This is a genomic window from Metabacillus litoralis (assembly GCF_007994985.1).
Lineage (GTDB): Bacteria > Bacillota > Bacilli > Bacillales > Bacillaceae > Metabacillus > Metabacillus litoralis.
In genome coordinates this window covers 247,470-274,246 of record NZ_VOQF01000006.1, presented here as the reverse complement: position 1 = coordinate 274,246, position 26,777 = coordinate 247,470, and the positions used below count along the sequence as shown (strand labels likewise).

At 35.4% G+C, this 26,777-nt stretch carries 21 protein-coding genes; 19 read left to right on the top strand and 2 right to left on the bottom strand.

The window, feature by feature from the left end:
• Positions 1–33: 33 nt before the first annotated feature.
• The 4 genes from FS935_RS12040 (at position 34) to gnd (ending at position 6,300) form a co-directional block, all read left to right on the top strand.
• Positions 34–1,329: a TRAP transporter large permease gene (locus FS935_RS12040; RefSeq protein WP_146948836.1), complete on the top strand. Its 1,296-nt coding sequence runs from the start codon at positions 34–36 to the stop codon at positions 1,327–1,329.
• A gap of 115 nt (positions 1,330–1,444) precedes the next feature.
• Positions 1,445–3,844 (top strand): glycoside hydrolase family 31 protein, encoded by a 2,400-nt coding sequence (locus FS935_RS12035; protein WP_146948835.1) that lies wholly within the window; start codon positions 1,445–1,447, stop codon positions 3,842–3,844.
• A 51-nt stretch (positions 3,845–3,895) separates the two neighbouring features.
• Positions 3,896–4,696: an alpha/beta hydrolase gene (locus FS935_RS12030; RefSeq protein ID WP_146948834.1), complete on the top strand. Its 801-nt coding sequence runs from the start codon at positions 3,896–3,898 to the stop codon at positions 4,694–4,696.
• 191 nt (positions 4,697–4,887) lie between these two features.
• Positions 4,888–6,300, top strand: a complete 1,413-nt coding sequence (gene gnd / locus FS935_RS12025) for an NADP-dependent phosphogluconate dehydrogenase (RefSeq protein WP_146949022.1) — start codon at positions 4,888–4,890, stop codon at positions 6,298–6,300.
• 367 nt (positions 6,301–6,667) lie between these two features.
• Here the strand turns inward: gnd and FS935_RS12020 are convergent, their stop codons facing one another.
• Positions 6,668–7,837: an ROK family protein gene (locus FS935_RS12020; RefSeq protein WP_146948833.1), complete on the bottom strand. Its 1,170-nt coding sequence runs from the start codon at positions 7,835–7,837 to the stop codon at positions 6,668–6,670.
• A 398-nt stretch (positions 7,838–8,235) separates the two neighbouring features.
• Between FS935_RS12020 and uxaC the strand changes: the two genes are divergently transcribed.
• From uxaC to larC2, 8 genes are all read left to right on the top strand, one after another.
• Entirely contained in the window at positions 8,236–9,639 is a 1,404-nt protein-coding gene (gene uxaC / locus FS935_RS12015; RefSeq protein WP_146948832.1) for a glucuronate isomerase, read from the top strand.
• 28 nt (positions 9,640–9,667) lie between these two features.
• Positions 9,668–10,939 carry a nickel pincer cofactor-dependent isomerase, group 22 gene (locus FS935_RS12010; RefSeq protein WP_146948831.1) on the top strand — a complete coding sequence of 424 codons (1,272 nt, stop codon included), beginning with the start codon at positions 9,668–9,670 and terminating at the stop codon, positions 10,937–10,939.
• Positions 10,940–10,992: 53 nt separating this feature from the next.
• Positions 10,993–11,763, top strand: a complete 771-nt coding sequence (locus tag FS935_RS12005; RefSeq protein ID WP_146948830.1) for an SDR family oxidoreductase — start codon at positions 10,993–10,995, stop codon at positions 11,761–11,763.
• A 56-nt stretch (positions 11,764–11,819) separates the two neighbouring features.
• Positions 11,820–12,617, top strand: a complete 798-nt coding sequence (gene larE, locus FS935_RS12000; RefSeq protein WP_146948829.1) for an ATP-dependent sacrificial sulfur transferase LarE — start codon at positions 11,820–11,822, stop codon at positions 12,615–12,617.
• A gap of 266 nt (positions 12,618–12,883) precedes the next feature.
• A complete protein-coding gene (locus tag FS935_RS11995) occupies positions 12,884–14,356 on the top strand; it encodes a gluconokinase (RefSeq protein WP_146948828.1) in 1,473 nt (490 codons plus the stop codon).
• A gap of 155 nt (positions 14,357–14,511) precedes the next feature.
• Positions 14,512–15,267 carry a nickel pincer cofactor biosynthesis protein LarB gene (gene larB, locus FS935_RS11990; RefSeq protein WP_146949021.1) on the top strand — a complete coding sequence of 252 codons (756 nt, stop codon included), beginning with the start codon at positions 14,512–14,514 and terminating at the stop codon, positions 15,265–15,267.
• A complete protein-coding gene (gene larC / locus FS935_RS24210) occupies positions 15,264–16,193 on the top strand; it encodes a nickel pincer cofactor biosynthesis protein LarC (protein ID WP_146948827.1) in 930 nt (309 codons plus the stop codon). The genes larB and larC overlap by 4 nt, the downstream gene beginning before the upstream one ends.
• A 32-nt stretch (positions 16,194–16,225) precedes the next feature.
• Positions 16,226–16,693: a nickel pincer cofactor biosynthesis protein LarC2 gene (gene larC2 / locus FS935_RS24205; RefSeq protein ID WP_146948826.1), complete on the top strand. Its 468-nt coding sequence runs from the start codon at positions 16,226–16,228 to the stop codon at positions 16,691–16,693.
• 117 nt (positions 16,694–16,810) lie between these two features.
• On the opposite strand, the gene FS935_RS11975 is transcribed toward larC2, so the two are convergent.
• Positions 16,811–17,353 (bottom strand): GbsR/MarR family transcriptional regulator, encoded by a 543-nt coding sequence (locus FS935_RS11975; RefSeq protein ID WP_146948825.1) that lies wholly within the window; start codon positions 17,351–17,353, stop codon positions 16,811–16,813.
• Positions 17,354–17,607: 254 nt separating this feature from the next.
• On the opposite strand from FS935_RS11975, the gene proV reads away from it, so the two are divergent.
• The 7 genes from proV to FS935_RS11940 all read left to right on the top strand — a co-directional run bounded on the left by proV (position 17,608) and on the right by FS935_RS11940 (position 26,519).
• Positions 17,608–18,846 carry a glycine betaine/L-proline ABC transporter ATP-binding protein ProV gene (gene proV, locus FS935_RS11970; RefSeq protein ID WP_146948824.1) on the top strand — a complete coding sequence of 413 codons (1,239 nt, stop codon included), beginning with the start codon at positions 17,608–17,610 and terminating at the stop codon, positions 18,844–18,846.
• Between the two features lies 1 nt (position 18,847).
• Entirely contained in the window at positions 18,848–19,696 is an 849-nt protein-coding gene (locus FS935_RS11965; protein WP_146948823.1) for an ABC transporter permease, read from the top strand.
• Positions 19,696–20,607 carry a glycine betaine ABC transporter substrate-binding protein gene (locus FS935_RS11960; RefSeq protein WP_146948822.1) on the top strand — a complete coding sequence of 304 codons (912 nt, stop codon included), beginning with the start codon at positions 19,696–19,698 and terminating at the stop codon, positions 20,605–20,607. The genes FS935_RS11965 and FS935_RS11960 overlap by 1 nt, the downstream gene beginning before the upstream one ends.
• Positions 20,608–21,063: 456 nt before the next feature.
• Complete coding sequence (locus FS935_RS11955; protein ID WP_146948821.1) at positions 21,064–22,521, top strand: CoA-acylating methylmalonate-semialdehyde dehydrogenase; 1,458 nt, start codon at positions 21,064–21,066, stop codon at positions 22,519–22,521.
• 37 nt (positions 22,522–22,558) lie between these two features.
• Positions 22,559–23,899: an aspartate aminotransferase family protein gene (locus FS935_RS11950; RefSeq protein ID WP_146948820.1), complete on the top strand. Its 1,341-nt coding sequence runs from the start codon at positions 22,559–22,561 to the stop codon at positions 23,897–23,899.
• A gap of 367 nt (positions 23,900–24,266) precedes the next feature.
• A complete protein-coding gene (bglB, locus tag FS935_RS11945; RefSeq protein WP_146948819.1) occupies positions 24,267–25,370 on the top strand; it encodes a beta-galactosidase BglB in 1,104 nt (367 codons plus the stop codon).
• Positions 25,371–25,526: 156 nt separating this feature from the next.
• Positions 25,527–26,519, top strand: coding sequence for an alpha/beta hydrolase (locus tag FS935_RS11940; RefSeq protein WP_146948818.1), 993 nt, complete (start codon positions 25,527–25,529; stop codon positions 26,517–26,519).
• The last annotated feature ends 258 nt before the right edge of the window (positions 26,520–26,777 follow it).

Genomic DNA, 26,777 nt, shown 5'->3' with positions numbered 1-26,777 from the left:
GCTTTAGGTATTTAGTAAAGGGGAGTGAACATTATGGCATTACAGGCAGGGCTTGTTTTAGTTATTGTATTCATACTTATGCTTGTTGTAAGTGTGCCTATCTCGGTAAGTATTGTTATTGCTTCTTTGGCAGCTATTCTTATCGTAATACCTTTGGATATGGCAATCTTTACATCAGCACAAAAAATTGTTACAGGACTTGATAGTTTTACTTTATTAGCTGTACCTTTCTTCATTCTGGCAGGGACCTTAATGAATAATGGAGGAATTGCTGTACGACTTATCAATTTTGCAAAAGTACTTGTTGGTAAAATGCCAGGCTCCTTAGCTCATGCAAATGTCGTAGGGAATATGTTATTTGGTTCTCTTTCGGGCTCATCTGTTGCAGCAGCAGCGGCGATTGGCGGAGTAATGGGACCATTACAAAAAAAAGAAGGATATGATCCGAAATTTTCTGCGGCTGTTAATATTGCTTCTGCACCGACAGGATTAATTATTCCACCAAGTGGAGCTTTAATTCTTTATTCACTAGTAAGTGGAGGAACATCAGTAGCTGCTTTATTCATCGCTGGGTATATACCAGGGATTTTGTGGGGCTTAGCTTGTATGGTCGTTGGTTATATTATTGCAAAACGGAGAAATTATCCTATTTCTGAAAAAGTTACTTTTAAAGTAGCTATTAAAACATTTATTGAAGCTATCCCAAGTTTAATGTTAATTGTAATCGTTATTGGTGGAATTCTGGGAGGAATCTTCACTGCTACTGAAGCGGCTGCTGTTGCAGTAGCGTATACCTTCATTTTAGCTATGCTTTATCGTGAAATTAAATTTACTGACATTCCAAGAATCATTATGGAGACAGTCGAGATTACTGCTGTTATTACCTTACTTGTAGCAGCTTCTTCAATTATGTCTTGGGTGATGGCATTCACAGGTATTCCGACAGCTATCAGTGATATGATCTTAGGTATTTCTGACAATCCGATTGTTATTCTATTAATTTTGAACATATTCTTACTATTCATCGGTACATTTATGGATATAACTCCAGCTGTTGTTATCTTTACACCAATATTCTTACCGATAGTAACTAGCTTTGGATTGGATCCGGTTCATTTTGGAATTATGTTAGTTTTGAATTTAAGTATTGGAAATATTACACCTCCAGTTGGTAGTGCACTCTTTGTAGGGGCGAGTATTGCCAACTTGGATATAGAAGATGTTATTAAACCGCTTTTGCCATTTTATATCGTGATAATTGTAGTCTTACTGCTTGTTACGTATATACCAGAAATTAGTATGTTTCTCCCGAAACTACTTGGCTATTAGGTGGATACAGGTTAATAGCAGGTTAACTACCTGCTAATCTACTGAAAAATATAGATAGGTATGAAACGCTTAAGTAATATTCGTAAAAGATAACTAGAAGAAAAAGGTGATTCATATGTCGTTAAGAGAAAATTATCAGTTTCAATTTATAGACGAAAAAAATAATACTCTACTTTTCCAATTAGAGAACTCTGATGTTTTAGCAAAGGTTTTTGTTTTAGAAGAAGATATTGTACGAGTAATGATATCGAAAGGAGATCAGCTAGAACAAAAAAATACTTGGCTAGTAGCGCCAGGAATGGATGACGTTCCCCTTAAAGGTAGAGACCGTTTTGACTTGTCACCATATTCACTTCCTCAATATAAGTATCAAAATGGAGAAAGTCATTTCACACTAGAAACGAAAAAATTAAAGCTACAAATCAATCTTGATGGATTTAAGGTTACTTGGTTCTCAAAAGATTCTAATGGAAATGATCATCAAATTGCAGCAGATCGAAACACGCAAGCTTATAATCTTGATGGATCTCTTGGAGAAGGAATTTATCATTATCAACAAAGAACATTAAACGAACAGTACTTTGGACTAGGTGAGAAAAGTGGAGAAACGGACCGTTATGGCAAACGTTACCGTATGTTAAGTATCGATCCGATGGGATATGATGCGCAACACACGGATCCACTTTATAAACATATTCCTTTCTATATTACTAGAAATAAACAAACAAACATTTCTTTTGGTATTTTTTATGATAATATGGCTCAAAGTATTTTTGATATGGGAAATGAGATGGATAACTACCATGGTTGGTATCGATATTATCAATCTATGGCGGGGGATTTAGACTACTACGTGATTTTAGGACCTGAAGTAAAGGATGTTGTAAAAAAATATTCTTGGCTAACGGGTAAAACAATCTTTGGTCCTAAATGGAGCTTAGGATATTCGGGATCTACGATGACTTATACAGATGCTCCTGATGCACAGGAGCAATTGAGAAAGTTTATTGAAGACTGTGAAGAAAACGATATTATATGTGATTCATTCCAATTATCTTCTGGATATACATCAATTGAAGATAAGCGTTATGTGTTTAATTGGAACACTGATAAGTTTCCAGATGCAAAAGGATTTATTAATGAATACCATGAAAAAGGTGTAAGACTGTGTGCGAATATTAAACCAGCATTGCTAAAAGATCACCCAATGTTCGATGAACTAAAAGAAGAGAAAATGTTTATTTTAAATGACAGTGGTGAAGTTGAAATGGCTCAATTCTGGGATGAAGTTGGTGCGTATATCGACTTTACAAATGAAGAGTCAATTAAATGGTGGAAACAAAAAGTCACTGAGCAACTTTTAGAATATGGAATCGATTCCACTTGGAATGATAACAATGAATTTGAAATTTGGTCAAAAAATGCCATTTGTAGTGGATTTGGTGAGGAAACGAACTTTGAAAACGTACGTTCTCTTCAACCACTTCTTATGATGAAAGCTTCTTATGAAGCACAAAAGGAATTTGCACCTGAGATTAGACCTTATTTAATTTCTAGATCAGGAAGTCCAGGAATGCAGCGCTATGTACAAACATGGTCTGGAGATAACTATACTAGCTGGAAATCATTAAAATACAATATTAAGATGGGTATTGGCTTGAGCTTATCAGGTATTTATAATATTGGCCACGATATCGGTGGTTTCTCTGGTCCAGCTCCAGAACCAGAATTACTAGTGAGATGGGTACAAAATGGAATTTTCCATCCACGCTTTACGATCCATTCTTGGAATGATGACAAAACGGTTAATGTTCCTTGGATGTATGAAGAAACAACAGGTCTAATTCGTGACCTAATCAAATTCCGACATCGTATGCTCCCTTATCTATATACGGCGTTATACCAATCACATGACAAGTACGAACCAATTCTTCGTCCAACATTCTATGAGTTTGAAAACGATGAAAAAACATTTGAAGAAAATGATGAGTTCATGTTAGGTGAATCAATGCTTGTTGCGTCAGTTGTTGAAAAGGGACAAAGAGAAAGAGCAGTGTACCTTCCAACATACGAAGGTGGTTGGTATGATTACCATACTTCCAAGTGGTATGAAGGTGGTCAAACTGTTACAATCCCAGCACCAATAGAATATAATCCTTTATTAATTAAAGCTGGTAGCATAATTCCAATCAATGATGCTGATTCTTCGTTTGCCGGTAAAGAAAAAGATGAACGTGGCTTCTTGTTATTCCCACATAAGGAAGAAGGCAGGGCTTCTTATAATCTTTTTGAGGATGATGGTATTTCAGCTAATTATAAAGAGAATCACACAATCGTTTCGGTGAAGATGGAAGCTGATTCTGAAAACATCCATGTAAGTTATCAAATTAAAGGTGAATATAAGCTTCCATATGAGTCTATTACATTCTATTTACTTGAAAATGAACAAAGAAACCTTTACATCAATGGTCAGCAAATGAAAGATCAAAATAATGGATATGTTGTAAATTTATAATCCACACATGAAAAAGTTTATCTTTGTGAAATTAGAGGGAGGAAGTAATATATGGCCCTTATAAATTGTAACTACTTTAGTTTTTCTTTGAAACGTACTGTGGAAATAAATGTAATTATTCCTACTCCAGAGGGAGATGAACAAATTACTGATAAATACACCCAAGATTTCTATCAGTATGAAAAGGGACTTCCTGTTGTTTATCTCCTACATGGTGCATATGGGAACTATAGCTCATGGACAAGATTCAGTAATATAGAACGGTTCGCACAAAAACATTGTTGTGCCGTTGTAATGGCTTCTGCAGAAAATAGTTTTTATCAGGATATGGAACATGGCGGTGCATTTTATACATTTTTTTCAAAAGAACTTCCAACGTTGGTTAAAAGCCTCTTTCCAGTAAGTAAGAAGAGGGAAGACACATTTATTGCAGGTTTATCAATGGGTGGTTATGGTGCTTGGTTTTTAGCACTTTCTAATCCAACAATGTATTCTAAAGCTGCAAGTTTATCAGGAGCACTTGATATTGTGATGCTATATGATGAAGTAAAAAAAGGTACTATTCCAGGTCCGTTTAAATGGGAAGATATATTTGAGGATCCTTCGCATCTTGAAGGAAGTCAGGCAGATTTGTTTAATCTGCTTACCAGTTGCAAGGAATCTGGTACCATTCCAGAATTATATCAAGCATGTGGAACAGAAGACTTCTTATATTCTATGAATCAATCAGTTCGAGATCGTTTGAAAGAAGCTAGCGTGGAATTTGTCTATGAAGAAGGAATAGGAAATCACGACTGGGATTTCTGGGACAGCTACATTCAAAATGTTTTGGACTGGCTAATGAAGAAATAAAATGAACATTTAATTGTAGGGTGCCATTTAAAAGGCACCCTCTATATTCTTACTTGACTACCATGATATACGGTGGTATTCTTCAATTATTAATTAATTAGTTTACAAAACAAATTAAAAGTAGTTTTATAATATTTTGGAATCCTAGAGGATAATAAAATTTTATATCTCTATTAAGAAAGGAAATGACTATGTCAAAACAACAAATAGGTGTTATTGGATTAGCTGTAATGGGGAAAAATCTTGCACTAAATATTGAAAGTAGAGGCTATTCAGTTTCTGTTTTTAACCGTTCATTTGAGAAAACAGAAGAATTTTTAAAGAATGAAGCTGTTGGGAAAAATTTCATTGGCCTTGAGACAATTGAGAAATTTGTTAATTCACTAGAAAAACCAAGAAAAATATTATTGATGGTAAAGGCAGGATCTGCTACAGATGCAACAATTGATTCTTTAAAACCATACCTTGAAAAAGGTGATATTTTAATAGATGGTGGAAACACATTCTTCCAAGATACAATCAGACGAAATAAGGAATTAGAATCAACTGGTATCCACTTTATTGGAACTGGTGTTTCAGGTGGTGAAGAAGGTGCGCTTAAAGGACCTTCAATTATGCCTGGCGGTCAAAAAGAAGCGTATGAGCTTGTTGCACCAATTTTCCAGGCGATTTCAGCAAAAGTTGATAATGATTCTTGTGTGACATATATCGGACCTAACGGAGCTGGTCATTACGTGAAAATGGTTCACAATGGAATTGAATATGGAGATATGCAATTAATTTGTGAAGCATATTTTATTCTTAAGAATGTACTTGGTTTAAATGCTGAAGATCTTCATCAAGTTTTTTCTGAATGGAATCAAGGTGAGTTAAACAGCTATCTGATCGAGATTACATCTGACATTTTTACAAAAAAGGACGAAGAAACAGGCAAGCCTCTTGTTGATGTTATCCTTGATACAGCTGGACAAAAAGGAACAGGTAAATGGACAAGTCAAAATGCCCTTGATTTAGGTGTGCCTCTTCCTATCATTACAGAATCTGTATTTTCTCGTTTTATTTCTGCAATGAAAGATGAACGTGTAAAAGCTAGTAAGCTCCTAAAAGGACCTGAAAAAGCTTCTTTTGAGGGGAACAAGGAAGAGCTAATTGAGGCAGTTCGTAAAGCTCTCTATTTAAGTAAAATTGTTTCATACGCACAAGGCTTTGCTCAAATGAGAGCAGCATCTGAGGAGTACCAATGGAATCTTAATTACGGGGAAATTGCGATGATTTTCCGTGGGGGATGTATTATTCGTGCTCAATTCCTTCAAAAAATTAAAGAAGCCTATGATCGAGATGCTAATTTAGCCAATCTTCTTTTAGATTCATACTTTAAAGAGGTAGTAGAGGAATATCAAACGGCATTGCGTAAGGTTATTTCATTAGCTGTAGAAACTGGAATTCCTGTACCTGCTTTTTCAAGTGCAATTGCTTATTATGATAGTTATCGTAGCGAAACATTACCAGCTAACTTATTACAAGCTCAACGTGATTATTTTGGTGCTCATACTTATCAACGTGTTGATAAAGAAGGAGTTTTTCACACTAATTGGATGGGATAATGACAAAAAGATGCTGGGACATAATTAAAGATGTCATACAAAGAGACGAATAAATCTAAATTCAGTTAAGTTTAAAGAAAGAAGTTCGTTCCATTGCGCTGCAGACATTTGCTTTCCGCGGGGAGGAAGCTAAGCCTCCTCGTAAGCTGCGCGCCTGTGGGGTCTCAGCCTTTCCTCTGCACCCGCAGGAGTCAAATGTCTTCCGCTCCATTCCACTAGTTCTTAAAAATAATAAGCAAAATCAAAAATCTATTGAAGACAGCAAATAAAAACCCGAACTATTAGGTCAATGATTAATTGAAGTATCACCTAATAATTCGGGTTTTTCATTAGCTTAAATACTTATTTCCCACCATGTTTTAATTTATTAGCTTTGATGTTCAATCGTTAAACTAATATTTGGTACTTCTAAGAAATCCTTTATGGCAAAAGCACATGCGCCCATTACTGCAGCATGTTTTCCAAGGTCTGAAATAAATAATTCATTATAATGGCTTACAGAAGAAGTAAGATTAGCTTTAATTTCATGAATGGCATCAGGATATAGCTTTAGTAATTCACTATTTAGTACTAGTGTTTCTGGGTTTAATAAATTTATGATATTATTTAAACCAACTGTTAAATATTTAATATATTGCGCTAATAGATTAAGTGTTAACTGATCATGATCGTTAATGAATTTCTCTACTTGTTGATAAGTTAGATTTTTTACTTGGTGTAAATTCTCTAGTTCTGAAAAAAGACTCGCTTCTGACGCATACAATTCCCAACATCCTGAATTTCCACAATTACAAGGTTTTCCGTCAGGAACAACAATCATATGTCCCATTTCACCAGCATACCCATGATATCCTTTAAGTAGCTCTCCATTTATTAAGACACCCAATCCAATACCAGAATACATACTAATACTTATTAAATTCTCACTTTGGTGATGTTCATAAACTTGCTCTGCAAAAGAGCACAGGTTTGCATTATTTTCTATCCGAATATTCATGTTTAGTTCTTTTGCTAGATCTTCTTTTAGATTCTTATTTTCCCACTTATGCTGAGGGATAAAATCGATGATTTCCTTTTTTGATACGATGCCATGCACCCCAATAACGACACCTATAAGACCAAATCGACTTTCTGAACATTTTTCATCAAATTTTCTTATCTCTTTTGCTAACAGTTTTAGAATTTCATCATAATTAGAGTTCATTAATTCGGTAACCACGGTTTTTACTGGATTTCCACCTAAGTCAGATAAGGTAAATGTGACTTGTTTGTAATCCAAATCTATTCCAAGTGCATAACCAGCTTTTCGGTTTAAAGAAAGCATGATGGGCTTTCTTCCTACAGTATTATGTTCTTGCTGAGATTCAACAATTAGTTCTTCTTGTAATAAATCAGCTACTTGAACAGAAATTGTTGCTCTTGTTAACTTTGTAATTTTTGATAAATCTGCTCTCGAGATCATCCCTTCTTTTAAAATTTTCCCTATTATTAAACTTCTGTTTATTTTCTTTATATAAGCAGAATCGCCAGCTGCCATGTTAATCACCCTTTTGGTATATGGTATAAAACGTTTACATTCGTCAATAAAATCATTATATATTAAGTAGTATTACATAAAAACAATCATTATTTAAATATGGACTATTATAAAAGCAAATGATTGACGAGTATAAGTAGAAGTGATATTCTACAGATATTATATTAATTTGTTTTGTAAACTAATTAATAGGATGAGTAAATTATAACATATATTTTGCTCAGTAAAGAAATTTTAAAAAATGTCTCTGTTTTTCTAAAGAGTCTGGAAAGCCTTAAGAAATGATTAAGGTAAATTGAAGTGAGTATGCTAATGGTGCAATAGTTGATGCATCTAGCAACAAATTGGAATAGCAGCTCAATGTTAATAAAGCGTAAAAAAGGTTTGGAGGAGAACAAATGAAAACGTTTTTAAGTAATGATTTTTTACTAACGAATTCTACCGCAGAGAAACTTTATCATAATGTAATGAAAGAACTACCGATTTTTGACTATCATTGTCATTTAAGTCCAAAAGAAATCTATGAAAATCATTCATTTGAAAATATTACACAAATCTGGCTTGCAGGAGACCACTATAAATGGCGAGCTATGCGTATTCACGGAGTGAAAGAGGCACTCATCACAGGTAATGCTAGTGATTGGGAAAAATTTGAGGCTTGGGCAGAAACAATGCCACATTTGTTTGGAAATCCATTATACCACTGGGCACACATGGAGCTAAGAACTTATTTCGGAATTACGAAGCTTTTGTCTCGGGATACTGCAAAAGAGATTTGGGAAGAATGTAATGAAAAATTAAAAACTGAGGACTTTAAGCCACGTCGATTTATTGAAAAATCAAATGTAGAATTTGTTGGTACAACAGATGACCCAGCTGATAATCTTGAATATCATAAACTTTTACAAGAAGACTCTAGCTTCCAAGTGACAGTTGCACCAACATTTCGTCCAGATCAGGCTCTATATCTAGAAAGACCTAGCTTTAAAGAATATCTAACAAAGCTAGAGAATGCTTCTGGTGTTAACATTAATGAGCTTGATGAATTAGTGGAAGCGTTAAAGCAACGTGTAGATTACTTTGCTGAGCATGGTTGTTGTGCATCAGATCATGATATCCCACTAATGGCATTCAAGAAAATAGAGAAAAATGAAGTAGAGAAGATTTTTTCAAAACGCTTAAACAATGAAGAGCTTACAAGTGATGAATTAATTGGTTATCGTTCGTATCTTCTTACTGAATTAGGGAAAATGTATGCCGAAAAAGAGTGGGTTATGCAACTTCATATGGGTGGATTAAGAAATAATAACACGTATATGAAAGAATTAATTGGTGCTGATGGAGGCTTTGATTCAATTGGTGATCATTTATTAGCAGAAGGTCTATCACGATTCTTAGATACATTAGACCAAGCGAGATCTTTACCTAGAACAGTGCTTTACAACTTAAATCCACGTGATAACTATGTGATTGGTACGATGATAGGAAACTTCTTTGAAGAAGGAATTCCAGGTAAGGTCCAATTTGGATCAGGCTGGTGGTTTAACGATCAATATAATGGAATGCTAAACCAAATGACAGATTTAGCTAACTTAGGTGTACTTAGCCACTTCATCGGTATGACAACAGATTCTCGTAGTCTTCTTTCATATGTTCGTCATGAGTATTTCAGAAGAATCCTATGTAACATTTTAGGCGAATGGGTGGAAGAAGGAAAAGTTCCAAACGATGAAGCGATTTTACATCAAATGGTTAAAAATATCGGATTCACTAACTCACAAAAGTTTTTTTCTGAGCGATGAGTTGAATAGACAAAAGGAGCAGATATAAATGGGCATTCTTCAGGATTTATTAAAGGACATCCCGGTTCCAAAAATGGTGAAAGTTAGACAAAATTTCGATAACACGAAAATAGAGAATATAGATCAAGCTTTAAATGAAAAATTACAGCAAGAATCCATCAGGTCGAAAGTAAAGCCTGGAATGGAAATTGCGATTGCAGTTGGTAGCCGAGGTATGGATAAACTTGTAGAGGTTACAGCAAACACAGTTCAATTTTTAAAGGATTTGGGAGCTACGCCATTTATTGTACCAAGTATGGGAAGTCATGGTGGAGCAACTGCTGAGGGGCAAAAAGAGGTATTAGCTCATCTTGGTGTAACAGAAGAAAGTGTAAAAGCGGAAATCCGTTCTTCTATGGAAGTAATCAAATTAGGGGAACTGTCAAATGGATTACCAGTTTATATAGACAAATATGCTTCTGAAGCAGATGGAATTGTTGTCATTAATCGTATTAAACCACATACAGCTTTTAGAGGCCCTGTTGAAAGTGGCATTATGAAAATGATCAGTATTGGTTTAGGCAAGCAAAAGGGTGCAGAAGCAACCCATCAATTAGGCTTTAAATACATGGCTGAAAATGTTCCTGCGATGGCAAAGCTGATGATGGAAAAAACCCCAATCTTATTTGGTGTAGCAACTCTAGAAAATGCATTTGATAGAGTTGCAAGAGTTGAGGTTCTTGCTGTGGAAGACATTGAGGAAAAAGAACCAGCTCTTCAAGCTCTAGCAAAGGAATTATTACCTAAATTGTTTTTTGAGCAAATTGATGTTCTTGTTATAGATGAAATTGGCAAAAACATAAGTGGAGATGGTATGGATCCAAATATTACGGGACGATATCCAACACCATATGCTAAGGGCGGACCTGATGTAAATAAAATGGTTGTTCTTGATTTAACTCATCAAACAGAAGGAAATGCAAACGGAGTTGGAACTGCAGATTTTACAACACAACGCCTTGTTGACAAAATGGACAGAGAAGTAACTTATGCAAACGGACTAACTTCAACAGTGTGTGCTCCAACAAAGATTGCAACTACACTAGCAAATGATAAAGATGCAATAAAAGCTGCTATTAAAACATGTAATATATTGGATTTCACACAAGTGAAAATGGTTCGAATTAAAAACACATTAGATATAGCTGAAATAGAAGTATCTGAGGCTTTACTTACTCATGTTGCTGAGCATCCTGACATGGAACAGATATCAGACTTGTTTGAGCTTTCATTTAATGATGAAGGTAATTTAAAAGATTAAAGTTTAACGTATTGCTTAACATTTTTCTATGGAGAAAAAAGGGGGACTTGTAAATGTCAAATTTATTTGATTTAACTGGAAAAACTGCTGTTGCTATTGGTGGTAATAGTGTATTAGGATCATCAATTGCAAAGGGAATGTCAGCACAAGGTGCAAAGATTGCTATTGTGGGGCGTAACCTTGAAAAGGCAAATCAAGTTGTTACTGAAATTGAAGAAGATGGTGGAACAGCTAAAGCTTTTCAAGCTGATGTAAGTAACCGTGAATCATTAGAAAATGTTGTAAAGGAAATCGAGCAATGGTCTGGTGGTTTTGATATCCTTTTAAACGCACCTGGTAAAAATAGTGCAACTCCATTCTTTGAAATAAGTGATGAAGAATGGGATGATATAATGGATGTTAACTTAAAAGGAATGATGGTAACTTGTCAAATCTTCGCGAAGAAAATGATTGATCAAGGAAGAAAAGGAAGTATTATCAATATCTCTTCTGTTTCATCGACAACACCACTTTCTAAAGTATTTACGTATTCTGTTTCAAAAGCAGGAGTCAATAGCATGACGCAATTCTTAGCAAGAGAATTTGCTCCACATGGTATTCGAGTTAATGCTATCATCCCTGGCTTCTTCCCAGCAGAACAAAACAGAAAAATTCTGAGTGAAGAACGTGTTGAATCGATCATGAATCATACACCTATGAAGCGCTTTGGAAATCCAGATGAACTTCAAGGTGCAGCAGTTTGGCTTGCTTCAGAAAATGCGTCTAGCTTTGTCACAGGTACACTTATCCGTGTAGACGGTGGTTTTGGAAGCATGACAATATAACAATTAACTATAAATATATATAAGATCTACAGTTTAATAGAAAGGAGATGACAAACATGAATGAGAAACTTCTTAGCTTAAAGTCAATTCTCCAAGAGATGGGATCAGTTGTTGTTGCGTTTTCTGGTGGTGTAGATAGTACCTTCCTATTGAAGGTAGCCGTTGACACACTAGGTACTGAAAATGTGTTAGCAGTAACAGCTGATTCTGAAACATATCCTTCAAGTGAGCTGCAAGAAGCAAAAGAATTAGCTGGAAAAATTGGTGCCAAACACAGAGTCATTGAAACATCAGAATTAGCGATTCCGGGGTATACAGAAAACGATCGAAATCGTTGCTACTTCTGTAAAAATAGCTTATTTGAACATTTGATTCCTGTCATGGAAAAAGAAGGATTTCAAAATATCGTATATGGAGTCATTGCAGACGATTTAAATGAATTTCGTCCAGGGATGAAAGCAGCGAAAGAGAAGGGAATTCGTGGTCCTTTACAAGAGGCTAACTTATTTAAAGACGAAATAAGAGAACTATCGAAAGAACTCGACTTAGCAACATGGAATAAGCCTTCTTTTGCATGTCTTTCTTCTAGAATTGCTTATGGTGATAAAATTACGATTGAAAAATTAACGAGAGTCGAAAAAGCAGAAGCATATTTAAAGACTCTAAATATCCGACAAGTAAGGGTTCGGACTCATCAGGAAATGGCGCGAATCGAAGTGGAACCAAATGATATGCAAAAAGTTCTTGAAAATCATGAGAAGATCGTAGATGAACTAACTAAATACGGATATAAGTATATAACCTTAGATTTAATTGGATATAAAAGCGGTAGTATGAATAAGGTTCTTTCGTAATCATAAAGGCTTTGGAATTTGTCCAGAGCCTTTTTTATGGAAAGAATATAAAATTGATCATAGTAAAGGCTCTTTTCTGATAGATTGTTGCTAATGGTACTAGTTACATGTTAAAAATAGTTATTCTACTAAATATAACGTTCTAATTTACTAGGAAAAGATGCCACTCGACTTTATACAATGCTGTTTCCTTAACGTTACTAAAAGCAACAAAGTTTACGAAATCAGCCTATTTAAATAATACTTTTGAAGAGGAAGATGAATATATGTCAAGAGAATTTGTTATTGGTCTTGATCTTGGAACTACAAGTGTAAAAGCAGTAGTTTTCGATTTGAAAGGAAATGTAATCTCTGAATCAGAAGAAATGATTACTTCCATTTACCCTCAACAAGGCTGGGTAGAACAAGACCCAAATCAAATCGAACGTTTTGCCGTCCAAGCAGTACGTAACTCTATAGAAAAAGCAAATATCCAAAGAAGCGAATTGTTAACTATTGCATTTTCTTCTGCTATGCATTCATTAATATGTTTAGGAGAGGATCATCAACCATTATCAAATGCGCTTATTTGGGCAGATGGGAGAAGCAGTGAACAAGCAGAAAAGTTAAAGCATCTAAAGAAAGTGGAGATTTTCAAGAAAACGGGAGTGCCTCTACATCCTATGTCACCTCTTTCAAAGTTAGTATGGATGAAAGAGGAGAATTATGATCCTTACCTTAATGCATATTTGTTCTTATCGATTAAGGAATATATCCTTCTAAAATGGTTTGATCAACGTGTTGTTGATTACTCGATGGCTGCTGCTACAGGCTTATTCAATGCCCACACACTAGACTGGGATGGTGAGCTACTGGAACTAACAGGTATTAAAAAAGAGCAGCTTTCGGTAGTAGTGCCGCCAACTGAAGTTTTAACGGGCATAAATGAGGGTGTGGCGAATGAAATGGGAATATCATCTGATTTACCATTTGTCATAGGAGCTGCAGACGGACAATTAGCTAATCTAGGAATAGGAGCTATTTCACCTGGAGAAGTGGCCATTACAGCTGGAACGAGTGGAGCAATTAGACAATTTGCTAATGGCTTTAAAATAACTGACAAGCATGAAACCTTTAGTTATACCTTTACTAAGGATTACTCTATTATAGGTGGGCCAACCAATAATGGTGGAATTGCCTTACAATGGTTAAAGGAACTTTTAAATGATCACGGAAGCTTTGATGAGTTTACAGGAGAAGCGAAGAAAGTAGCTCCAGGTGCCGAAGGGTTGATTTTCCTTCCATATATAAATGGTGAAAGAGCACCACTATGGAACCAACAAGCAAGAGGTAATTTTTTCGGAATGAATGTTACTCATAAGAAAGAGCATTTCGTTCGGTCGGTTTTAGAAGGTATCACATTTAATCTATATCAAATAGGGCAAAGTTTAGAAAATCTAGCTGGAGCACCTGATAAAATCTATGTAAATGGTGGGTTGTCTAGATCAGATTTATGGCTTCAGATGCTTGCTGATGTATTTGGAAAAGAAGTGTATGTCTCAGAAAGTCACCATAGTGCAGCCTGGGGGGCGGCATGGACAGGATTAGTTGCTCTTGATAAAGCTTCTTCCTTTGAAAAAATAAAAGAAAATATACCAATGGGTTCTCCCATTAAACCTAATGAGAATAATCATAAAATATATGTAAAGATATATCAAAAATATGCATTATTAGTAAGAGATATTGCAAAGCATTTTTAATGAAGATTCTTTAACAATCTGATTAAAGAGGTACGATTCTAAGTAGAATAGATGTTATTAAACTTTAAATCAGTGCTGATTTCTGAAAGCTACTAACAACATAGTTAAGTAAAAAGTGCAAATTAAATTTATATACTAAGGTGAGTGAAAGAACAATGCTTGAGGATATTTTAAAACAAGTGCAAACAGGATCATTAAGTATTGAAGAAGCAAAAGGTAAGCTTGCAACCTACGAGAATTTAGGTTTCGCAAAGGTTGATCATCACCGTAAAAAAAGACAAGGGTTTCCAGAAGTCATTTATGGTGAAGGAAAAACAAAGGAACAAATTCTTTCTATTATAAATGCGATTCGTTCAAAGGGAAATAATGTTCTTGTTACTAGAATTACCGAGGATAAAGCATTACATATCCTAAATGAATATCCTGAATTTACATACAATGAAATTGCTCAAATTCTTTTTTGGAAAGATAAGAAGCAAGTTGTTGAGAGTGAGAGTTATATTGCGATTGTATGTGCAGGAACATCAGATTTAAAGGTTGCAGAGGAAGCTGCGATTACAGCTGAAGCATTGGGTGCGAATGTACGGAGATTTTATGATGTAGGTGTAGCTGGTATACATCGTTTATTTGATTCAATAGAGGAAATACAAAATGCCACAGTTTCTGTCGTTGTTGCAGGGATGGAAGGAGCCCTCCCAAGTGTAGTTGGTGGACTTGTTAATCACCCGGTGCTTGCTGTTCCAACAAGTGTAGGCTATGGGGCGAATTTTAATGGCTTAAGTGCATTATTAACGATGTTAAATTCATGTGCTTCTGGGATTAGTGTTGTTAATATAGATAATGGATTTGGTGCTGCTTACAATGCCGTATTAATTCATCAATTAGCACAAAAAGGAGAAAATCAAAAATGAAAACACTTTATCTAGACTGCTTTTCTGGGATTAGCGGAGATATGATGATTGGTGCTCTTATTGATGTTGGCGCTGATCCTACTGTTCTTGAAGAAGAATTAAAGAAGCTTAATATAGAAGAAGAGTATGAACTTCAATGGAATAAGGTTGTTAAAAATGGAATTACAAGTACAAAATTTGATGTAATCTTAAAAAAACATGCTCATGATCACGATCATCACCATGAGCATAGTCACAAGCATGATCACGATCATCATCATCATGAACATAGTCACAAGCACGATCACGACCATCATCATGAGCATAATCACGAACAAGATCACGATCATCACCATGAGCATAGTCACGAACAAGATCACGATCATCACCATGAGCATAGTCACGAACATGATCACAATCATCATCATGAGCATCATCATCATAGAACCTACAAGGACATTGTACATTTAATAGAAACAGCTGGCTTTTCGAAACAGATAACTCAAACTGCATTAAATATCTTTAGGAAAATAGGTGTAGCTGAAGGTCATATACATGGGATACCTTTAGATAAAGTCCATTTCCATGAAGTGGGTGCAGTAGATTCAATTATTGATATAGTGGGAGCTGCTATTTTAATTCACCAGTTAGAAATAAAAAAGGTAAAATCTTCATCTATTCCTGTAGGAACAGGTAGAATTCATATTGACCATGGAATTTACCCGGTCCCCGCACCTGCTACTTTAGAAATGTTAATAGGTGTTCCTATTGAGCAAAGTGATGTTAGGTTTGAATTAACTACCCCTACAGGAGCTGCTATTGTCGCAGTTTTAGCTGAGGAGTTTTGTTCAATTCCATCGATGAAAATTCATGCAATTGGATATGGAGCTGGTACAAAAACATTTAAAGATCGTCCGAACGTCCTTAGAGTTGTAATTGGAGAATAAAGTATAATGTGTAATGGAGAGGAGTTTTTAATATGGTTTTACAACCTCCTCCAAATGAGGAACATATTGATGATCAAATGCTGAAAGTTGAAGTGAATCTTGATGATATCTCGGGAGAATGGCTTGGTTATGTCATGGATTTACTTTTTGAATCAGGTGCAAATGATGTTTATTATACTCCTATTTATATGAAAAAAAATAGACCAGGAATTTTACTGCAGCTATTATGTCATCAGGATAAGCTTGAACAGATAAGAGATATACTCCTTAAAGAAACAACAACACTAGGAATAAGATATTATCCATTAACGGTATTTAGAGCAGAACGGCAATTCAGACAGATTCAAACTGAGTGGGGACCTGTAACTGTAAAAGAAGGAATATATAATGGACAAGTTATCCAAAGGGCTCCAGAATTTGAAGAATGTAAAACAATTGCCAACACATATAAAGTTCCCCTTAAGAAGGTATACGAACAAGTGTGGACATTATTAAAGTAACAATATGAAATATAAAAAGCACCCTATACAGTAGACAATATAATATGTCGACTATATAGGGTGCTTTTGTTTTTAATATATTTCTGAGTGTTATAAAGTTATTTTTGACGAAGTTTCCTATTCTTCCTTCTTCTCAATCGGTATAAAGTTTAGAATGTCCTTTGTTTCAAAACTGTCAATGAGTCGATTTTGCCAATCATAATAATCAATTCTGTCTTCTAGTTTTTGAATATCTAGTAAGGCAGACTCACGGGTTTCTTCAGAAGTCATTGGATCCGCAATAAGTTCCTTTAATTGAGCTATTGATTTTTCCATTGTCGAGCTATTGGTCGTGATCGCTGATCTCCATTTGATAGTAAAAAAGTCAAAAAAGCACTGATACCAATCTTCTTTTATTGTATATAAATCCTTCCTTTCACCCTTTACCCAAACCTTTTCAACCATATTTAAATCAAGTAAGCTTCTAACCGAGTTACTCATACTTGTTTTACTCATCCCGAGTTCTTCTTTCATTTCATCAAGCGTAAGCGGTTTATCGGAATAGAAAAGAAGTCCGTATAACCGTCCTGCGGAGGGGGTGATTCCATATAAAATCATATTTTGAGCAATTGAATCTATAACCATTGTCCTGGTTCTGTCTAAGATTTCATTGTTCTTCAATTATTTCACATCCTAAAATAATACTTATTATTTAAATTCTACACTACATATTTATGAAAGAAATGTAAAGGGCTGCTTTATTAAAGTAAAAGGAGTAAAAAGGAGCATTTCTAAGTAAAATCTTCATATAGTACGTACAGTTATTTCTGTACGTACTATATGAACGATAGGAACGATATGTACTGTTTGAACTAAAATTAGTTTTAGGTTTATAATTAAGAAGTCCTAAGAGGCTAATATAATGAGGTGAAAGAATGGAAGAAAACCATATAAAGATTAAGGTCAATGATGTTACCAAGATCTTTGGGAAATCATCAAAAAAGGCCTTACAGTTAGTTAGGGAAGGGAAAACAAAGGAACAAATTTTAAAGGAAACAGGCTCAACTGTTGGTGTTAACCGAGCATCCTTTGAAGTAAAGGCTGGAGAAATATTCGTGATTATGGGTTTATCTGGTAGTGGTAAATCTACTTTAGTTCGATTACTTAATCGTCTTATTGAACCAACATTAGGGCAGGTTCAAATAGATGGTAAAGATGTTGTGAAAATGAACAAAGAAGAGCTAAGAGAAGTAAGAAGAAAGAAAATAAGTATGGTCTTTCAAAAATTTGCTCTGTTTCCACATAAAACAGTCCTTGAAAACACGGAATATGGATTAGAAATTCAAGGTGTAGTAAAGGAAGAAAGAAGTAAAAAAGCATTAGAAGCATTAGAGTTAGTAGGATTAAATGGCTATGAAAATCAATACCCAAGTCAATTAAGTGGTGGAATGCAGCAGCGTGTTGGATTAGCGAGAGCGCTGGCAAATGATCCTGATGTACTTTTAATGGATGAAGCTTTTAGCGCATTGGATCCATTGATTAGAAAAGACATGCAGGATGAGTTGCTAGAATTACAATCTAATATGGAGAAGACCATTGTCTTTATTACCCATGATTTAGATGAAGCTCTTCGTATTGGTGACCGAATCGCCCTTATGAAGGATGGTAACATTGTACAAATAGGTACACCTGAAGAAATATTAATGAGTCCATCTAATGAATATGTTGAGAGATTCGTAGAAGACGTTGATCTTTCGAAGGTACTAACTGCACAACATGTTATGAAGCGTGCTGAGACCGTACAAATTGATAAAGGTCCACGTGTTGCGCTTAAATTAATGAAGAACTTAGGAATTTCATCTATATATGTTGTGGATAAACATCAGAAGCTTCTTGGTGTCATTACGGCAAAAGATGCTTCAAAAGCAGCTGAAGAAAATCAGTCAATAGAGTACTACCTCGAAAAAGATACTACTGTCGTTGGAACGGAAACGTTATTAATAGATTTATTTGAAAAAGTGTCAGCTGCAACTATTCCTGTTGCAGTTACAGATGAAAATAACCGATTAAAAGGAATTTTAATTAAGGGTGCTGTTATTGGTGCACTTACTGGAAATGAACAATATATAAATGAAACTGAATCTGAAGCACCAGAAACTAGGGAGGTGATGTAAGATGGAAGGATTTTTACCGAAGCTTCCCTTAGCAGACTGGATAGATGCTTTAGTTGACTGGATGACAAACACCTTTGATGGATTGTTTGATGGTATATCTACTGGTGTTGAATTCTTTGTTGAAGGAATCGTATCTGGTTTAGGCTTTATACCTTCTATTCTATTAATCATTCTTATAAGTTTACTATCTTGGAAGGTTTGTAATATAAGAATTGCTTTATTTGCATTAATAGGTTTATTTCTTATTGATAATTTAGGTTATTGGGAAGATATGCTAGAAACTTTGGCTCTTGTGTTAACTGCCGTGTTGATTTCCATTGTGATTGGAATTCCAGTTGGTATTTGGGCATCACAAAGTGAAAGAGTAAGAAAAGTAGTAACACCTATACTTGATTTGATGCAAACTATGCCAGCATTCGTTTATTTACTACCAGCCATCTTTTTCTTCAGTATTGGTGTGGTACCTGGAGTTATTGCATCTGTTATTTTTGCGATGCCACCGACAATTCGCTTAACTGTACTTGGAATTAAGCAGGTACCAGCAGATTTAATTGAGGCAACTGAAGCATTTGGTTCTACAACAAAGCAAAAGCTTCTTAAGGTACAACTACCACTAGCTATGCCAACGATAATGGCAGGAATTAACCAAAGTATCATGCTGGCTTTATCAATGGTTGTTATTGCCTCTATGGTAGGAGCTCCAGGACTTGGTACAGAGGTTTATCGTGCTGTAACACAAATTAAAACTGGTGTTGGGTTTGAAGCAGGTCTAGCAATCGTTGTTATTGCTATTTTACTAGACCGCATCACACAAAATATAGGTAAGAAAAAACAAGGGGGAACAGTATAATGTTAAAAAAATTAATAGGTATTACATCAGCATTAACACTAACAGTAGGCTTAGCCGCGTGTGGAGGAAATGAAACAAGCGGATCAACGTCTTCAGAATCAGAAGGATCAACTGCATCTGTAGGAGAACAGCTTGATTATGAAATAGTAGGAATTGATCCTGGTGCAGGATTAATGAAGTTAACAATTGATGAAGTTTTACCAGAATACGGTTTAGATGACTGGGATGTAGTAGAAGGTTCAAGTGCTGCTATGGCCGCAGCTTTGAAAAAGGCATATGACAAAGAGGAGCCAATCATTGTAACAGGCTGGAGTCCACACTGGAAATTTGCAAGCTATGACTTAAAATACCTTGAAGACCCAAAAGGAATCTATGGTGGAGCTGAAGATGTTAACACGATTGCTCGTCAAGGATTAAAGGAAGATCAACCTGATGCTCATAAGCTTCTTGATCAATTTAACTGGGAGCCAGAGCATATTGAAACAGTTATGAATTTAATTCAAGAAGGTAATGAACCAACTGAAGCAGCAGAACAATGGGTAAGTGAAAATGAAGAGGTAGTTAGCGCATGGACTGAAGGTGTTAACGAGGTTGAAGGTGAAGAGCTTAAGCTTCTTTATGTAGCATGGGATGACGTAATTGCAAGCACACATGTTGCTGGGAATGTTCTAGAAAGTGTTGGATATGAAGTAGAATTAGTTCAGGTTGATGCAGGTCCAATGTGGGCTGGTATTGCAGATGGTAGTGCTGATGCAATGGTAGGCGCATGGTTACCAACAACTCACGCTGATTATTATGCTGAATATGAAGGAAACTTTGAAGATCTAGGTGCAAACCTTACAGGAACTAAGCTTGGGTTAGTTGTACCAGCATATATGGATATTGACTCAATTGAGGATTTAAAAGAATAAGTAATATGGAAAAGGGTAGCTAGAATAAACTAGCTACCCTTTTCATTCATGCTGTAGACAGACTCGATAAAAGATCGAGTTTGTCTACAGCCTTTTTTATTGGATTTTTTCTATCTAGACTGTTCCTTCACGCTGTAGTCAGCTTTAAGGGAGAGGAAAGACATGTGAAATGTCGTCATAGAGTCAATGAAGCCCTTAACCAAGAGGAAGGATTGCGATAAAGGTCGTCATAGCATTGGGTATTTAAGCTCAGTAAAATATAGAATTTATTCCATAAAAAAGTTGTTTGATTTAATGTTGACTTATCACAAATATCTCTCACTTGTATTTTGTATATCCCATAATGTAGAAAATTTCAAATGAGAAACTTACACAGTGTCCAATGAATGATGTTGTTCATTGCAAATATAATGAGTTTAAGAAGTTTAAATATCGGTAACATAGGAGGTTTTATAAATGGAAGTAACAGAAACTGTACAACCATTAAAAAACTTTATTAATGGACAATGGGTTGAGTCTGAAAGTAGGTCAATGGAAGAAGTACCAAATCCAGCAACTGGTGAAATCATAGCACGAGTACCCATTTCAACTAGAAAAGATTTAGATCAAGCAGTTGAAGTGGCAAAAGAAGCATTCAAAACATGGAAAAAGGTTGCAGTACCGAAACGTGCACGATTTTTATTTCGTTATCAACAACTATTAATCGACAAATGGGAGGAGTTAGCGAAGGTAATAACGCAAGAAAATGGTAAAAGTTATACCGAAGCGTATGGGGAGGTTCAAAGAGGGATTGAATGTGTTGAATTTGCTGCAGGTGCACCAACATTAATGATGGGAGAGCAGCTACCTGATATTGCGACTGGTATTGAATCTGGTATGTATCGTTACCCAGTAGGTGTTATAGGAGGGATCACACCTTTTAATTTTCCTATGATGGTTCCTTGCTGGATGTTTCCACTGGCAATAGCATGTGGAAATACATTTGTATTAAAACCCTCTGAACGAACACCCTTATTAGCAAATCGCTTGGCAGAATTATTTAAAGAAGCTGGTTTTCCAGACGGGGTATTAAACATCGTGCATGGAGCACATGATGTTGTTAATGGTATTTTGGAAAATGAGGATGTGAAAGCAGTTTCATTTGTTGGGTCTCAACCTGTTGCTGAGTATGTATATAAAACAGCAGCTGCTAACGGTAAACGTGTTCAAGCTCTTTCTGGTGCGAAAAACCATTCGATCGTTTTACCTGATGCAAATTTAGATAATGCTGTGACAAATATTATAGGTGCAGCATTTGGTTCTGCTGGTGAACGTTGTATGGCGGCATCAGTTGTAGTTGCAGTTGGTCATGTTGCTGACGAATTAATTGCTCGACTTAAAAAAGCAGCAGATGATCTTACAATAGGGAACGGTTTAGATGAAGGTGTTTTCCTTGGACCAGTTATTCGGAAGTCACATAAAAATCGCACAGTTCATTATATTGAAAGTGGTGAAGAGGAAGGAGCAACTCTCATTCGAGATGGAAGAAATGATGTAGTAAAAGAGCAAGGTTATTTTGTTGGACCAACGATTTTTGATAATGTTCAAATTGACATGTCCATTTGGAAAGAGGAGATTTTTGCTCCGGTTTTATCGATCGTTAGAGTAGGTACTTTAGAGAAAGCTATTGAACTAACAAATAAATCTGAATTTGCAAATGGTGCCTGTTTGTATACTGATAGTGCTAGCGCAATTCGCGAATTTCGTGAAGAAATAGATGCAGGTATGCTTGGGGTCAATCTTGGAGTTCCAGCACCAATGGCATTCTTCCCATTTTCCGGTTATAAGAAATCCTTTTATGGTGATCTTCATGCAAATGGTAAAGATGGAGTAGAGTTTTATACTCGCAAGAAAATGCTTACTGCTCGTTACTAATCATTGAACCTATTAAAGGAAGATGGGGTTGATTATTATGCAAACAACCAATCATACACACAATTTGCAGAAAACAGATGAGAAATACCTCTGGCATTCAATGAAAGGATCTGCTCCTAATCCTTCTAATTTGATTATTACGAAAGCAGAAGGAGCATGGATAACAGATATAAATGGTAATCGCTACTTAGATGGTATGTCAGGTTTGTGGTGTGTAAACGTGGGCTATGGTCGAAAAGAACTTGCTCAAGCCGCATACGAACAACTAAAGGAGATGCCCTATTACCCTCTTGCACATAGTCATGTTCCTGCCATAAAGCTAGCAGAAAAATTGAATGAATGGCTTGGAGACGATTATGTCATCTTCTTTTCTAATAGTGGTTCGGAAGCAAATGAGGCAGCCTTCAAAATTGCCAGGCAATATCATCAACAAAAAGGTGATAATAACCGATATAAGTTTATTTCACGATATCGGGCTTATCATGGTAATTCAATGGGTGCTCTTGCAGCAACAGGTCAAGCAGAACGGAAATACAAATATGAACCTTTAGGTCAAGGTTTTCTGCATGTGGCACCACCTGATATGTATCGTAATCCAGAAGATATTCATACATTGGAAAGTGCTCATGAGATTGATCGTGTTATGACATGGGAATTAAGCCAAACAGTAGCTGGTGTCATTATGGAGCCAATCATTACAGGTGGTGGAATTTTAATACCGCCTGATGGGTATATGTCAAAAGTAAAGGAAATTTGTGAAAAGCACGGTGCATTACTTATTTGTGATGAAGTTATCTGCGGTTTCGGTCGAACAGGAAAACCGTTTGGATTTATGAATTATGATGTTAAACCAGACATTATTACAATGGCTAAAGGGATTACTAGTGCATATCTTCCTTTATCAGCAACTGCAGTGAAAAGAGAAATTTACGTAGCTTATAGTGGTAATGAAGAGTATGACCGATTCCGACATGTTAACACCTTTGGTGGAAATCCGGCTGCTTGTGCTTTAGCTCTAAAAAATTTGGAAATTATGGAGAATGAGAAGCTAGTTCAACGTTCTAAAGAGTTAGGAGAACGGTTGTTAAATGAACTTGAAGATATTAAAGATCATCCATTTGTTGGAGATATACGTGGAAAAGGTCTGTTATTAGGAATTGAGCTAGTGGAAAACAAGCAAACGAAGAAACCTGCAAGTCTAGATAAAGTGAATAAAGTGATTGGACTTTGTAAAGAAAAAGGGTTAATAATTAGTAAAAATGGTGATACCGTTGCGGGCTATAATAATGTCTTGCAGCTATCTCCACCATTAAGTATTACTGAAGAAGACTTTGCTTTTATTGTTAGGATCTTAAAGGAAAGTATTTTTCAATTATAAATCTTCCAATCTTCTGTTTTCCTAAAAAGAGCGAGTTTAGTAGGTATCACTTTATAATATAAGCGATGGGGAGAATCCCATCGCTTTACTGTTGCTTACAAAAGTTTATTCCAAGTGAGATAGGACCATACGCTTCCTTAAGAAGTGACGGTAAGAAGAAAGCGAATATTGCTATTGACCATAGAGAGTTAATTTTCTATAATTAAAGTGGAAATAAACAAACAAAAGTGGTAAAAAGTAAACACGTAATAACAGTGAAGCAAAAGTAATCCAAAGTGATTAGGAAATTTAAAAGATTAATTTGAGAGCGCTTTATTTTAGAATTTGTAGATTAAACGCTATGACTAAAATTATCAGGAGGTATATTATGGTTCAAAAACAAGCTATCTTAGAAAAAAATGACATTATAAACTATATAGATGTGTTAATGGATAACCTTTCACAAATTAAAGATAACACGGGTGAATTTTTATTAAACTTTGATGGTTTAGTTGTTGATGATAAAAGTTGGAATGTTTGGAACTGGCCTCAAGGTGTTGGGTTGTACGGAATCTTCAAATATTGGAAACTAACAAACAGTCAAAAGGCTTTAGATATTATCACAGAATGGTTTAAAGCTAGATTTGAAGAAGGTGTTCCACCAAAAAACGTTAACACAATGGCCCCGTTATTAACGTTAGCATTTTTATATGAGGAAACAAAGGACCAGACATTTGTTCCTTACTTAGAAAATTGGGCCGAGTGGGTTATGCATGATATGCCACGAACAAAAGAAGATGGTCTTCAACACATGACTTATGGACCAGAAAATAAAAATCAGCTATGGGATGATACGTTGATGATGACAGTTTTACCTTTAGCTAAAATCGGGAGACTGTTTCATAAACAAGAATATATTGAAGAAGCAAAAAAACAGTTTTTAATTCATATTAAGTATTTAAGTGACCGTAAAACAGGATTATGGTTTCATGGCTGGACATTTGAAGAAAATCACAATTATGCAGAAGCATTATGGGGCAGAGGCAATTGCTGGATTACCATTGCAATTCCGGAATTTATTGAAATTTTAGATCTAAAAGAAGGAGATTTTTTAAGAGAATTCCTTATTGATACATTAAAAAGACAGATCGAAACATTGGCTGAATTTCAAAATGAAAGCGGATTATGGCATACACTAATCAATGATAAAACATCTTATCTGGAGGCTTCAGCAACTGCGGGCTTTGCCTATGGAATCTTGAAATCTATTCATAAACGCTATATTGGTCAAGAATATCGGGAAACTGCTTATAAAGCCATTCAGGGAATTGTAGAAGAAATTAACGAAGAAGGTGCTCTACAAAAAGTCTCAGTAGGTACTGGTATGGGTAATACGTTAGATTTTTATAAGGAAATCAAAACGACAACAATGCCATATGGACAATCTTTAGCCGTTTTAAGTTTATCTGAATTTTTACATGAGTTTATCTAAATTTTCACTGTTTCATCTATAATACTAGATTTAGTTAGTAGTCCATTACTAGCTAAGTCTAGTAGATTAGTAAAAGAGATCGTTTTGATAGATAATTTCACCAGCATTCTGTACCTATGGTGTTTCATTTTTTCTGTTGAAAGAAGGGGAATTAGTTTGCTTACTAATGCGTATCACCTTTGGACAAAAACGGATTATACATACCCTGTCAAAGGCCTTTTCATGCCGAATATTGTTACATATATTCATGATGAGGATGAGAAAATAAGACCAGCAATGATAGTCGTTCCTGGTGGCGGATATCAAAGGGTGTCTCCTGCTGAAGGAGAGCTTGTTGCTAAGGAGTTTTATAAAGAAGGCTACAATACATTTGTCATCACATATACAACAAATTTATTAGCGCAAAATCCATTAAAACTGCAACCTTTAAAGGACTTATCCAAAGCAGTTATGTTTCTTCGCAAAAATGCTGGAGTATTTAAAATCATTCCAAATAAATTAGCGGTTTGTGGGTTTTCAGCAGGCGGGCATCTTAGTGCTAGCCTTGCAGTTCACTATGATGCAAAGGAATTAAAAATCAGTGGTGAATATGAAAATATCAGTAATCGACCAGATGCTATGATTTTATCCTATCCGGTTATCTCATCTACTTCTTTTGTACATAAAGATTCTTTTTTAGCACTATTAGGTGAAGATCCAACAAAAGAGGAATTGGAATATATGTCATTAGAAAACCATGTGTCAGAACATACACCTCCAATTTTTCTTTGGCATACAGCTACAGATCAACATGTACCTGTAGAAAATAGCTATTTATTTGCTAATGCATGTAAAGCACAAGGAGTCCCATTTGAACTTCATGTGTTTGGCAATGGCGGGCATGGTATTTCATTAGCAAACGAAGATTGGGCTAGTGGGAATTATGATGGATATTACACGATGCAGCAATATATAGAAACGATAGAGTTTTATATTGAAAATAACATTGAACTACCTCCTTCCTTAAAAATGATAGGGGAAATTTCAGAAAAATTAAGTTTAAAAGAAGCGATTATTCAAGGGGTTAAGAATTTTTCACAGCGTCAACATGATGAAGGTATTGCTATTTGGCCTATTCTTGCTCATAGGTGGTTGGAGAAAGTACTTTAGTTCATGAGTTTTTAAGTAGAAGGATTGGTGTTTTGTGGAAAAATATACTAAGGGAGTATTAGTTTTCAAATGCCTCTTGAATCTTCATAGTATGAGAAGCTTTAGTTCCACTGTTAGGATTGGGATTGGAGCTTTTTTGTTTTCATTAGAAAGATTAATAAACTGAAGATGTAAAAAAATTACTATATTTAGTCAATATAATGGTATAGAGAGTATGAAATTATATGAAATAATGTAAACGCTACCATTTATATTGTA